This window comes from Streptomyces sp. NPDC004126, from assembly GCF_050275515.1.
Lineage (GTDB): Bacteria > Actinomycetota > Actinomycetes > Streptomycetales > Streptomycetaceae > Streptomyces.
Window position 1 is genome coordinate 232,559 of sequence record NZ_JBNNPF010000005.1, and the last position, 11,610, is coordinate 244,168.

Annotated in this window: 9 protein-coding genes, 5 tRNA genes and 2 pseudogenes; 8 read left to right on the plus strand and 8 right to left on the minus strand. The window is 72.1% G+C overall.

Translation table 11 applies throughout. The features are described from left to right. Positions 1-30: 30 nt before the first annotated feature. Both ACQKM2_RS07605 and ACQKM2_RS07610 read right to left on the minus strand, forming a co-directional pair. Complete coding sequence (locus ACQKM2_RS07605; RefSeq protein WP_427707378.1) at positions 31-852, minus strand: aminotransferase class IV; 822 nt, start codon at positions 850-852, stop codon at positions 31-33. Next, on the minus strand, positions 849-1,934 hold the full coding sequence (locus tag ACQKM2_RS07610; protein ID WP_427707379.1) for a chorismate-binding protein: 1,086 nt from the start codon (positions 1,932-1,934) through the stop codon (positions 849-851). Before ACQKM2_RS07610 ends, ACQKM2_RS07605 begins: the two co-directional genes overlap by 4 nt. Before the next feature lie 180 nt (positions 1,935-2,114). Here ACQKM2_RS07610 and ACQKM2_RS07615 point away from each other — a divergent pair. From ACQKM2_RS07615 to ACQKM2_RS07635, 5 genes are all read left to right on the plus strand, one after another. Continuing rightward, positions 2,115-2,187 (plus strand) — tRNA-Gly (locus ACQKM2_RS07615). A 40-nt stretch (positions 2,188-2,227) separates the two neighbouring features. Beyond that, positions 2,228-2,301: transfer RNA gene (locus tag ACQKM2_RS07620), tRNA-Cys, on the plus strand. A 1-nt stretch (position 2,302) separates the two neighbouring features. Then, a tRNA-Val gene (locus ACQKM2_RS07625) sits at positions 2,303-2,374 on the plus strand. Between the two features lie 23 nt (positions 2,375-2,397). Further along, positions 2,398-2,469 (plus strand) — tRNA-Val (locus tag ACQKM2_RS07630). Positions 2,470-2,517: 48 nt separating this feature from the next. After that, a tRNA-Val gene (locus tag ACQKM2_RS07635) sits at positions 2,518-2,589 on the plus strand. Between the two features lie 245 nt (positions 2,590-2,834). Here ACQKM2_RS07635 and ACQKM2_RS07640 read toward each other — a convergent pair. Then, entirely contained in the window at positions 2,835-3,044 is a 210-nt protein-coding gene (locus ACQKM2_RS07640; RefSeq protein ID WP_399440059.1) for a hypothetical protein, read from the minus strand. 527 nt (positions 3,045-3,571) lie between these two features. On the opposite strand from ACQKM2_RS07640, the gene ACQKM2_RS07645 reads away from it, so the two are divergent. Next, the gene (locus tag ACQKM2_RS07645; RefSeq protein WP_427707394.1) at positions 3,572-4,747 is read left to right on the plus strand and encodes a protein kinase domain-containing protein; all 1,176 of its coding nucleotides are present in this window, start codon (positions 3,572-3,574) and stop codon (positions 4,745-4,747) included. A gap of 84 nt (positions 4,748-4,831) precedes the next feature. On the opposite strand, the pseudogene ACQKM2_RS07650 reads toward ACQKM2_RS07645, so the two are convergent. Together ACQKM2_RS07650 and cobA are read right to left on the minus strand one after the other, a co-directional pair. Further along, a pseudogene (locus ACQKM2_RS07650) lies at positions 4,832-5,617 on the minus strand (TrmH family RNA methyltransferase); the annotation flags it as partial. A 42-nt stretch (positions 5,618-5,659) separates the two neighbouring features. Next, the gene (cobA, locus tag ACQKM2_RS07655; protein ID WP_427707380.1) at positions 5,660-6,883 is read right to left on the minus strand and encodes a uroporphyrinogen-III C-methyltransferase; all 1,224 of its coding nucleotides are present in this window, start codon (positions 6,881-6,883) and stop codon (positions 5,660-5,662) included. A 659-nt stretch (positions 6,884-7,542) separates the two neighbouring features. Between cobA and ACQKM2_RS07660 the strand changes: the two genes are divergently transcribed. After that, a complete protein-coding gene (locus tag ACQKM2_RS07660; protein WP_427707381.1) occupies positions 7,543-8,358 on the plus strand; it encodes an alpha/beta hydrolase in 816 nt (271 codons plus the stop codon). On the opposite strand, the gene ACQKM2_RS07665 is transcribed toward ACQKM2_RS07660, so the two are convergent. Further along, a complete protein-coding gene (locus tag ACQKM2_RS07665) occupies positions 8,355-9,707 on the minus strand; it encodes an XRE family transcriptional regulator (RefSeq protein WP_427707382.1) in 1,353 nt (450 codons plus the stop codon). The two genes, ACQKM2_RS07660 and ACQKM2_RS07665, sit on opposite strands and share 4 nt — an antisense overlap. A gap of 56 nt (positions 9,708-9,763) precedes the next feature. Between ACQKM2_RS07665 and ACQKM2_RS07670 the strand changes: the two are divergent. Beyond that, positions 9,764-9,956, plus strand: a pseudogene (locus ACQKM2_RS07670) (hypothetical protein). Here the strand turns inward: ACQKM2_RS07670 and ACQKM2_RS07675 are convergent. Further along, the gene (locus ACQKM2_RS07675) at positions 9,953-10,249 is read right to left on the minus strand and encodes a hypothetical protein (RefSeq protein ID WP_427707383.1); all 297 of its coding nucleotides are present in this window, start codon (positions 10,247-10,249) and stop codon (positions 9,953-9,955) included. The pseudogene ACQKM2_RS07670 and the gene ACQKM2_RS07675 sit on opposite strands and share 4 nt — an antisense overlap. Before the next feature lie 136 nt (positions 10,250-10,385). After that, positions 10,386-10,952, minus strand: coding sequence for a TIGR03086 family metal-binding protein (locus ACQKM2_RS07680; RefSeq protein WP_427707384.1), 567 nt, complete (start codon positions 10,950-10,952; stop codon positions 10,386-10,388). Positions 10,953-11,610 lie beyond the last annotated feature (658 nt).

Here is an 11,610-nt window from a genome sequence, read left to right on the forward strand (position 1 = left end):
CCACGGGGCGTGGGGCGCCCGGGGGGAGGCTCAGGGGTCGATGTCGGACGCGGCGCGCTCGTCGAAGACGCGCATGGCCTTGGCCGTGACGGGGCCGGGGGTGCCGGTCAGGACGCGCCCGTCGACGCGGTGGACGGCCTGTACGTCGCGCAGGGTGGAGGTCAGGAAGACCTCCTCGGCGCGTTCCAGGACGTCGAAGGGCAGGTCGGTCTCCTTCGCCCCGGTCCATTCGACGGCCAGCGCGCGGGTGATGCCCGCGAGGCAGCCCGAGGCGACGGGCGGGGTGTGGATCTCCCCGTCGAGGACGACGAAGACGTTGGAGCCGGTGCCCTCGCAGAGCCGTCCGACGGTGTTGGCGAAGAGGGCCTCGGAGGCTCCCGCCCGGGCGGCCCGGTCGAGGGCGACGACGTTCTCGGCGTACGAGGTGGTCTTCAGGCCGGTCACCGCGGAGCGCTCGTTGCGGACCCAGGGGACGGTGATGACGGCGGTGGTGTCGGGGCGGCGGGCGGTCTCGCCGACGGCGACGACGAGGGTGGGCCCGGCGTCGCCGCGGTCGGAGCCCAGCGGGGAGAGTCCGCCGGTGTAGGTGATCCGGAGCCGGCCGAGGGGGACGGGGTTGGCCTCCAGTACGGCGGCGCAGGCGCGGCGGACCTCGTCGAGGTCGGGGTCCGCGAGGCCCAGGCCGCGCGCGGAGCGGGTCAGCCGCTCCAGGTGGCGGGTGAGGGCGAAGAGGGTGCCGTCCTGGGCCTTGACCGTTTCGAAGACTCCGTCGCCCACGGTCAGCCCGTGGTCCAGTACGGACACCCTCGCGTCATCGGCGTCGTGCAGCGCGCCGTCGAGCCAGATCCTCACCGTACGGTTCCTCCACTCAGGTCGTGCGTCGTCTCGTGTGCGCCGGGCAGGGGCTCGCCGGAGGCCAGTGCGACCAGCCGGGCGGCCTTCAGCTCGGTCTCGGCCCATTCCCGTTCGGGGTCGGAGCCCCAGGTGATCCCGGCGCCCGTGCCGAAGCGCAGGCGGGGGCCGCCGGGTGCCTCGCGGTCGATCCAGAAGGTGCGGATGCCCACGGCGAGCGCGGCGGTGCCGCGGTCGGCGTCGACCCAGCCGATGCCTCCACAGTAGGGGCCGCGGGGGGCGGTCTCCAGCTCTTCGATGATCCGCAGGGCGGAGGACTTGGGGGCGCCGGTGACCGAGCCGGGCGGGAAGGTGGCGGCGAGCAGCTCGGGCCAGCCGGCGTCCTCGGCGAGTTCGCCGCTGACGGTGGAGACGAGGTGGACGAGGCCGGGGTGCTCTTCCAGGGCGCACAGCTCGGGGACGGTGACGGAGCCGGTGGAGCAGACGCGGCCGAGGTCGTTGCGGACGAGGTCCACGATCATCACGTTCTCGGCGTGGTCCTTGGGCAGCAGGTCGGCGGCGGTGCGGCCGGTTCCCTTGATGGGTCCGGACTCGACGTGGCGGCCGTCGCGGCTCAGGTAGAGCTCGGGGGAGGCGGTGGCGATCTCCACGCCGTGGGCCCTGAGCCGAATCGTTCCTGCGTAGGGGGCGGGGTTGCCGCGCGCGAGGAGCGAGGTCAGCGCGTCCACGTCGGCGGCCGCCGGGTCCGGCAGCGGCGCGGACATCACCCGGCAGAGGTTGGCCTGGTAGACCTCCCCCGCCGCGATGTACTCGCGGATCCGCCGGACGCCCGCCACGTACGCGGAGCGGTCGAGCGAGGAGGACCAGCGGTCTGCGGCGGGTCCGCGCCAGGCCCCGGGCACGGGCGCGGGTACGGGGTCGGGGCGTATGTCGCCGAAGCGCGCGCAGACCAGCCGGCCTTCGAAGTCTGCTGTCACCGCCCAGAACCCGGTGGAGTCGAGTGCCGAGGGGTCGCTGGTGACGTCCCGGAGGTCGGTCGCGAGGAGGCCGCCGAAGCGGGCCAGGGGAGGCAGGTCGTGCACGGCTGCGAGTCTATGACCGGTGGCGCGATGGCGCCGGTGAGGTGACCGACGGGTGACCTCCGGTGATCGGGTGGCAGCACGCTGCGGAAACGCGTTTTTGAGCTGGCCCGGGAATCCGCTAGAGTTCAACACGTCGCCAGGGAGCGCCGGGGAAAAACCCGGAGCGAACACGGTGACACTGCGGACGTAGCTCAGTTGGTAGAGCACCACCTTGCCAAGGTGGATGTCGCGAGTTCGAGTCTCGTCGTCCGCTCTGAGTGGGGGATCTTCCCGAGAACCCCTGCACACTCCGAGGTGGAGTGGCCGAGAGGCGAGGCAACGGCCTGCAAAGCCGTCTACACGGGTTCAAATCCCGTCTCCACCTCCAAGGACGATTAGCTCAGCGGGAGAGCGCTTCCCTGACACGGAAGAGGTCACTGGTTCAATCCCAGTATCGTCCACTTGGATCCTTACGGATCCACCCGCGCGATTAGCTCAGCGGGAGAGCGCTTCCCTGACACGGAAGAGGTCACTGGTTCAATCCCAGTATCGCGCACGCAACACCGCCCGACCTGCGGCTTCGCATCACGCGAAGAAGGTCCCCGCGCGATTAGCTCAGCGGGAGAGCGCTTCCCTGACACGGAAGAGGTCACTGGTTCAATCCCAGTATCGCGCACCGCACCGGAAGCCCCGGCCGTCACGACGGCCGGGGCTTCCGCGTTTCGGCGTTTCGGCGTTGCCGCGTTGCCGTGTTCCCGCGTTGCCGTGGACGTCCGGGTACGCGAGAAAGGGTGCTGCCCGTCCGACTCCCCAGTCGTACGGGCAGCACCCTTCACCTGCCGTCCGCCGCTCCCCCGTCCCCACGGGGTGCGACAGGCCGATGTCCCGGCCCGGACCGCTCTTCCGGGCCCGGGGCGCCGCTCAGCGCCCCAGCATCACGCCCACGGACGACGCCTGCGCCGCCACCTGCTCGAAGCCCCCGAAGAGGAAGAGCAGGAGGGCGGCCAGGGGGAGGACCATGGCCGCGGCCACCAGCGGGTGCCGCTTGCCGGACTCATGGCTGTTGAACGCGAATGCCTTGCGTCCCTGCCGTGCGATGTCCGCCATGGTCCTCTCCCTGTCGTCTGGCAGCGGCGGGCTTGTGACCTCGGGGGACGAGTGCGCCGCCCGCCGCTTGTCTTCAACACTAGGTGGCCGGAAGGCTCCTGGCCTCATGCCCTCGTACCCCTTGCCGGGCCTCCAGGAGGATGACGAGGCCGGCCCCCGCGTACTCCCCTGGGTGGAGATCCCTCCCCCGTGATGGGGGTCTTCCCGGAGGGGGCTTTCGGAGCGTAGTGACTTCGCTCACTTCCGTCACTCCCCGCACACGCATGTCTTCGTACGGGGCGTTGACGGCCCCGCCCGACGGAACCGCCCGCTCCCCCGCCGATCCGGCCGTCCGCGGGAGCGGTGACGGCGCCAATCCCCTTGGCGCGAGGGCCGTTTGGGCCGGGGCGCCGGTGGCGGGCGGCAGTCGGGTGCGGGAGCCGGCGCACCCTCAAGTGGCCTGCCCCGCACTGACAATCGAATCTCCCCGGGAGGGCGCGGCCTCTGAGCGCTGGTGCCGGATGGTCCGTAAGCTGTGCCAGGTCAGCAGGACGACCGTCAGCGGGGTGGACATGGCGATGATGCGGCTCCGGCGCGAGGACCCGCGTGTCGTCGGCTCGTTCAGACTGCACCGGCGGCTCGGTGCCGGCGGCATGGGCGTGGTCTACCTGGGGTCGGACCGGCGCGGCCAGCGCGTGGCCCTCAAGGTGATCCGGCCCGACCTGGCCGAGGACCAGGAGTTCCGCTCCCGGTTCGCCCGCGAGGTGTCCGCGGCCCGGCGGATCCGCGGCGGCTGCACGGCACGGCTGGTGGCCGCCGACCTGGACGCGGAACGCCCCTGGTTCGCCACCCAGTACGTGCCCGGCCCCTCGCTGCACGACAAGGTCGCCGAGGAAGGGCCCCTGACGGCCGCGCAGATCGCCGCGATCGGTGCCGCGCTCTCCGAGGGCCTGGTCGCCGTGCACGAGGCGGGCGTGGTCCACCGGGACCTGAAGCCCTCGAACATCCTGCTCTCCCCCAAGGGCCCCCGGATCATCGACTTCGGCATCGCCTGGGCCACCGGGGCCAGCACCCTCACCCACGTGGGCACCGCGGTCGGCTCCCCCGGCTTCCTCGCACCCGAGCAGGTGCGCGGCGCCGCCGTCACCCCGGCCACGGACGTGTTCGCGCTCGGCGCCACGCTCGCCTACGCGGCCACCGCCGACTCGCCCTTCGGGCACGGCAGTTCCGAGGTGATGCTGTACCGCGTGGTGCACGAGGAACCGCACCTGGTCGGGGTCCCGGACGCGCTCGCGCCGCTGGTGCGGGCCTGCCTGGCCAAGGACCCCGAGGAACGGCCCACCACCCTCCAGCTGTCGATGCGGCTGAAGGAGATCGCCGCCCGCGAGGCGCAGGGGCTGGGCGACGGCCGCCCGCCGGCGCAGCGGGCCCGCGTGGAGCGGCCCGCGGCGCGTCCCGACGGGCGGGGCCCGGGCCACGCGGACCGCAGCACGGAACGGCGTACCGGGGGTGCGACCCCCGTCGCCAGGCCGCAGGGGCCCCACAGCGGGCCCCAGCCGCGGCCCTCGTCGCCCCGCAACCCCGGATCCACCGCCGGGCGCACCGGGGGCCGCCCCGGCCCGCGTACGACCGGCACGGGGCGCCGCCCGTCGCGGCCGGACCCGAAGCTGCTGCGGCAGCGGCTGATCGTGTTCGTCGTGGTGACCCTGATCGTGGCCCTGGGCATCGCGCTCGCGCAGAAACTCTGAAGGGGTGGCCCCCCCGCCGGGGGGGGGCCCCCGCCCCGGGGGACGTTGGAGCGCCCACCCGCCGGCGCGGGCGGCCCCCCCCGCGAAGGCGGCGGGCCCGGCCGCGGCGCAGGGCAGCGAGTCCACGCCGTGCGCCATGGGGATGCGCACCCACTCGTCGGCGGCGACCAGCGCCTGCGTCGACAGCCCGTCGCCCTCCGCGCCCAGCATCAGCGCGACCCGGTCCAGGGTCTGCGGGGCCGCCACGTCGATCGGCGAGGCCTTCTCGTGCGGGGTGAGGGCGAGGAGCTTGAAGCCCGACTCCCGCACCGTGTCCAGGCTCTTGGGCCAGGCCTCCAGGCGGGCGTACGGGACGGAGAACACCGCGCCCATCGACACCTTGACCGAGCGCCGGTACAGCGGGTCCGCGCAGTCGGGCGACAGCAGCACCGCGTCCATGCCGAGGGCGGCGGCGCTGCGGAAGATGGCCCCGATGTTGGTGTGGTCGTTGACCGCCTCCATGACGGCCACCCGGCGCGCCGACGCCAGCAGCTCCTGAGCCGTGGGCAGCGGCTTGCGCTGCATCGAGGCGAGCGCGCCGCGGTGCACGTGGTAGCCGGTGACCCGCTCGGCGAGGTCGGGGCTGACCGCGTAGACCGGGGCCGGGAGCTCGTCGATGACGTCGCGCATGACGTCGACCCACTTGGCCGAGAGCAGCATCGACCGCATCTCGTACCCGGCGTCCTTGGCCCGCCGGATGACCTTCTCGCCCTCGGCGATGAACAGGCCCTCGGCGGGCTCGCGGCGGCGCCGCAGCTCGACGTCGGTCAGGCCCGTGTAGTCGCGCAGGCGCGGGTCGTCGGGGTCTTCGATGGTGATGAGATCAGCCACAGGGTGATACTGCCTTGTCCTGGGTGCGGTGCCAACGGCCTGTCAGGCGTCGGTGAGGGGTGCGTTGACGCGTACGACGTCACCGATGACGATGACGGCCGGCGGGCGGACCTCCTGCGCCTTGACGGTCTCACCGACCGTGGCGAGGGTGGCGTCCACCCGGCGCTGGGTGGCGGTGGTGCCTTCCTGGACGACCGCGACGGGCGTGTCGGCGGAGCGGCCGTGGCGGACCAGGGCCTCCGCGATCAGGCCGATCTTGTCGACGCCCATGAGGATGACGATCGTGCCGGTGAGCTTGGCGAGGGCCGCCCAGTCGACGAGGGAGCGCGGGTCGTCCGGTCCGACGTGGCCGCTGACCACGGTGAACTCGTGCGCGACCCCGCGGTGGGTGACGGGGATCCCGGCGGCGCTCGGCACCGAGATGGAGCTGGAGATGCCGGGCACGACGGTGCAGGCGATCCCCTCGGCGGCGAGGGCCTGGAGCTCCTCCATGCCGCGGCCGAAGACGTACGGGTCCCCGCCCTTGAGCCGGACCACGGCCTTGCCGGCCTTGGCGTGCTCGATCAGGGCGTTGTTGATGGCCTCCTGGGCCATGAAACGGCCGTACGGGATCTTCGCGGCGTCGATGACCTCGACGTGCGGCGGGAGCTCGTCCAGCAGGTCGCGGGGGCCGAGCCGGTCGGCGATGACCACGTCGGCCTCGGCGAGCAGGCGGCGGCCGCGCACGGTGATCAGGTCCGGGTCGCCGGGCCCGCCGCCGACGAGGGCGACACCCGGCACGCGGGGACGGGCGGCGGTCAGGGAACCGTCGCGCAGCCCCTCGACGACCGCGTCGCGCACGGCGGCGGAACGGCGCGGATCGTTCCCGCTGAGCACCGCGACCGTCACACCCTCCACCCGGCCGGTAGCCGGGGTCCAGGCGGTGGCGGCATCGGCGTCGTCGGCGCGCACGCACCAGACCCGGCGGCTCTCGGCCTCGGCGGAGGCGGCGTCGTTGGCGGCCCGGTCCCGCGTCGCGATCAGCGCGTACCAGGCACCGTCGAGGTCGCCGTCCTGGTAGCGGCGGCGCTCCCAGCGGATCTCGCCGGTCTCCGCCATCACGTCCACGGAGGGGGTCGCGGAGGGGGAGATCAGCAGCACGTCGGCCCCGGCCGCGACGAGCGCGGGCAGCCGGCGCTGGGCGACCTGCCCGCCGCCGATGACGACGACGCGGCGCCCTGCCAGACGGAGTCCTACGGGATAGGCGGGGTGTGCCGGGTTTGCCATGGCGGTTGCGGCTCCTGATGCGGCGGGGTGTGGACGGCGGCTGCCGCTGCTGCGCTGGAGCGGCTGGTCGGGCACACGGTGCGGGGCGCCCGTCCGGGACCACGATACGACCCATCGGCGCCGCCGGTACCTGCGGGGCCGAACTTCGGGACGGGGGTTTCGGCTGGTCGGGGTGGGGGTGGCGGGATCCCCACGGCCCGAATCGGAGCGGGCGGGGGCTTTCCCGTCAGTCCCATCGTCCTTCCGCGCCGGGCCGTCCTGTCAAGGGCGCTCCCTTCGGTCGCGTCGCTCCGCGATCGCCTTCGGCGACCCTTGACAGACCGACCCGCCCCGGAAAGCCGGAAGACTGCCGGGAAACCCCCGAAGAAACGGCACGGTCCAGAGGAGAAGGGACGGGTCCGTCAGGGACGAGGCGAGGGGCCGGGCGCCGGCCCGCCGGACATCCGGGCCCGTGCGGCCCCGGCCCAGGGCCAGGGGCGCGGCTACCCGCACGAGAGGCCGATCAGAGCGACCTGGGAAGCCCCCAGACGCAGCAGATCGCTACGCGCTCCTCCCGTCCCGGCGTCTGCGGGCCGTCTGGGGCTCTTCAAGGACCATCTTCCGAAGTGGGTGTCCGGTTCGGCGTCCGCACTCCCCTCCCGCTCCCTACCATCAGGGGCATGGCCTCTGAGTGGGAAGTTCGGTTCCGGTCGCTCGACGGTACGAAGCTGGAGGGGACGGTGACGGCTCCGTCCGCAGTGGAGACGAGGGGGCTGGCGGTGCTGGTGCACGGCGCCGGTGTGACGAGAGGGGAGGGCGGTTTCTTCAGCCGGCTTGCCAAGGGGCTCGCAACGGTCGGCGTGCAGTCCCTGAGGTTCGATCTGCGAGCGCACGGCACGAGCGGGGGCCAACCACAGGAAATCACCATCTCGGGGGTCGCCAACGACATCCGAGCTGCCGGGGACCGTCTTCTCAGGGAGGCGGGGATGGACGGCCCGCCGCATGTGATCGCAGCGTCCTTCTCGGGTGGAGCGGCTGCTCTGCACGCGGCGTACCGCCCGCAGGACGTCGAGCGGCTGGTGCTCTTGAACCCGCGCCTGGACTACCGGGACCGCTACGTAGACAGCCGACCCTACTTCGACGGTGACTACATCTCCACCTCCGCAGCCCGCGATCTGGACGAGCGCGGCTTCACCGAGAAGTCGCCCTTCGAGCTGGGCCGGGCCCTGCACAACGAAGTGTTCTACCTGGATCCGGAGGTCTACCTGCGGAGTGTCCGGGCGCCCGTCCTCCTCGTTCACGGCACGAAGGACACCTTCGTCCCGGTGGAATCCTCCCGCCGGTACCTACCCGCCTTCGCAACGGCCGAACTACTGGAACTGGACGGCGCCCAGCACGGCTTCGCGGTCCACGACGACCCCGGGTACGCCGACCCGCAGACACAGATCTGGCAGGCCCAGGTCATCGACCGGGTGAGCGGGTTCCTGGCCCCCTAGACGGTCACCGCTGTCAGAGCCTGACGGAGTTCGCGTACGGCGGGGCGCCGTGCGTGGGGGCGTAGCTGGGCGGCGGTACGGCGCAGCTCGCCAAGGGCTTGCCCGAAGCCGGGAGCGGCGGCGAGACGGAGCGCGGACATCCCGGTGGCGGCTGCCTGATCGGGTTCGCCTGCTGCGGCGAGGGCGCCTGAGAGGTGCGCGGTGAAGAACGCCCGGTCCCTCGGAGCGAACGCACCATCTACTAGGTGCTGTTGGAGGAGTTCGACGGCGCGGCTGGGCTGACCCGCTTCGCGGTGGCTGATGGCGCTCTGCGCCATCAGCCGGTCCCTGGTATATCCCGCGCACAGGGGTCCGGTGCAGCTCGCGGGTTCGGCTTCTCCTGCCTGTTCAAGTGCCTGATGGGCTCGGTCGAGGGTACGGGCGACGGTGTCCGGCGGCGCTCCGGTGAGGGCCAAGGCACGGGCTTCTTGTTGAAGGGCCTCGGCCTGCGCCCGGGGCGGCAGGGTCCATGGGCCATGGGCGGCAGCATGGGAGAGGTCGAGCATGCGGGCTGCGTCGTTGCGATCGGTGGCCTGCGCCTTGCGCAGCAGAACGTACGCGTGCATGGAACCGTCACCGGTCACGGTCGCCCACTCGACGGCCCGGTCGTGGAAGAAGACCGTGACATGTACCGGGGCACCTGCGTCCCGGTGGAGCCAGGCGGTGAACTCCGCCGCCCGCGCGCCGACTCCCAGCAACTCCCCCCGTACAGACGGGGACGCGTCGCGTGCCAGGTGCTCGACAACCGCCAGGATCTCCATCGCAGCAGGTAGCGCCTGTCGAGGTCCGGTACTCCCATCGGCGCGGGCCGTCGCGTCCAGAGCGGCACGAAGATGCCCAACCAAGGCATGGTCGCTGTAGCGACGGGCCTGGACCAGCGCGGCCGTCAGCCGGTCCTCCCCGACCGGCCCCAGCAGGGAAGCGGCACCGAGTACCCCTTGTAGGAACGAACGCCTGCGCACGGGTTCCTCTCCGGTCAGGTCCGACGGCAGGGCCCTCGCTCTGTGGGGCGGTACGAAGCCCAGCTGGCCCAGTGACAGCCCGAACATGGCTCCCAGCACTCGCCTCGCCTCGGTATTGGGCCAGCCCGGCTTCGCCGACTCCCACCGTCGCACCTGCCGCACGTCGATGTCCCCCGGCGTGCCCAGAGCAGCCGCATGAGCGGCGTAGGCGGCGGCCACGTCGGCCTGGCTGTGCCATCCACGCTCCAGACGAGCGGCTCGAAAAGCCGGGTTTCCACCCGGCTGCTGCCAACCGTCCCACGAACTGATGGCCCGCGCCTCGCGCGGCTTGGAGCGCTTCCTCGCCACGTTGCCTCGTCCGAACGACGTCGACGGAGACATCCCCGCAGGCGAAAGGCCGGCCGGTGTCTGACTGCTACGAGTACGTGCCGCACCGCCTCCTGCGCTGTCGCGTCCGGCGTCGAGGGCGAGCTGATGGCCGTGATCAGCGAGAACGTCTCGGACACCGGCATCGAACGCTGGATGGAGCTCGCCTACATCCGAGGCTCCTCAGGCCGCGAATTCACCACCGCCGTCGCCAACGTCCAGCCCGCCTAGCGGGTGGCGCGGGCGATCCGCTCCTTGACCCTCGGGGCACTGCTCGGCTCGCTGCCGAGCGGCCAGCGATGGCCGGCGTCATGCAGCTTGCTCAGCGCCGATTGATCGTTGGCCACCAGAACCTGCGCCAGCCGGGCCGCTGCGGTGACTACGGCAGACCAGCCTGGTGCGTCCAGAAGGGCTTCGTCGCCTGCATCGGCGCCGACGGCGGCCCGTACCTCGCTGAAGGCCAGCGCCACGACCGCCGGCACGACATGGAGACGGTAGTAGGGCAGAGCAACAACCGTGATCAATCACGAGGCAAGAGTACGCGCGGCACGATCGACCGGGCAGGCAAGAACGGGCCTGTACGGCCACCCGCGAACTCAACCTTGCCCCCTGGCATTTGGAGTGCGGTCGGCCCCGCCTCGGCGGGGCCGGGCCATGACGTCAGACCGTGCGGCCGAAGTAGGCGGCGAGCCGGTCCAGCAAGGGTGCGTCCTCCCCCACGGCCTTCGCGGGGCCGAACAAGCCGGTCTTGGGACGGGCGGCATCGGGGTAGTTGCCGTACCAGGTCCGGTGGGCGGCCTCTACGGCGTCCGGGTCTCCGGCGCGGTCCTGGCCGGTGGCCGTCGCGAGGTCCCAGCCGTGCAGCACGGCCTCCAGCAGGTACACATCAGCCAGGCGCGGCCCCAGCCCGCCCCCGGGCAGCGGCATGTGCCGCTGGAGCGCACCTTCCGCCTGCCAGGCGGCCAGCGCCTCCTTGACCCCCTCGGCATAGACCTCACCGGGCTGCCGCTCACCGATGTTGTCCTGCCCGAACAGACCGAAGTCGGAGGCTCCACCACCGGCAAGAGCCGCGAAGTAGGGGTTGCCGGCGACCATGTGGTTGGCCAGGGCCCGCACGTCGAAGTCGTCGCACGGGGTGGGCAGCCCGTACTGGCCCGGGGTGGTGTTGCCGAGCAACTGAGCCGTGTGGGTCAGTGCCTTCTCCAGCAGCTGAATGTCCTGGGTCATGATGATCGCGCCTTCCTCGATGGTGGGCCTCCCGCCCCTGGTCAGTGGCCCTGGAGGCGCCGACAACCCCAGAGCGGACCCGAGACGGACGGCAAGCCGGGTGTGGACCTGTCAGAACGGCGACCCGCAAGAGATCGTCTTCGAATGCACAGTGACCGACGCCGATGGAGCCCGACTGGAATGAGGTCACCAGCGACCCCCGGAGCCGGCTTCGTAGCAGCCCAAGACGGGCCGCAGACGCCGAGACGCGGGGAGCGCGTAGCGATCTGTCGCGTCTGGGGGACGTCTTTCGCTGCCCTGATCACCGTTTCATGACAGCAGCGGCCCAAGACGGCCGACGGACGCCGAGAAATGAGGAGCGCGTAGCGATCTGACGCGCCTGGGGGATCCGCAGGGGGCTCTGATCGGCCTCTCGTGCGGGTAGTCGCGCCCCTGGCCCGGAATCACAGATGTGGGGGCCCGGATGCCCGGCGGGCCGGCCCCCGGCCCCTCGCCTCGTCCCTGACGGACCCGCTCCTCCAACGATGGACCGTGCCGTTTCTTTGGGGGTTTCCCGGCAGTCTTTCGGCTTTCCGGGGCGGGTCGGTCTGTCAAGGGTCGCCGAAGGCGATCGCGTAGCGACGCGACCGAAGGGAGCGCCCTTGACAGGCCGGCCCGA

Coding starts and splice junctions, on each gene's coding strand:
- ACQKM2_RS07660 (WP_427707381.1), top strand. CDS start 7,543: ATGGCCTCTGAGTGGGAAGTTCGGTTCCGGTCGCTCGACGGTACGAAG.
- ACQKM2_RS07645 (WP_427707394.1), top strand. CDS start 3,572: ATGGCGATGATGCGGCTCCGGCGCGAGGACCCGCGTGTCGTCGGCTCG.
- ACQKM2_RS07680 (WP_427707384.1), bottom strand. CDS start 10,952: ATGACCCAGGACATTCAGCTGCTGGAGAAGGCACTGACCCACACGGCT.
- cobA (WP_427707380.1), bottom strand. CDS start 6,883: ATGGCAAACCCGGCACACCCCGCCTATCCCGTAGGACTCCGTCTGGCA.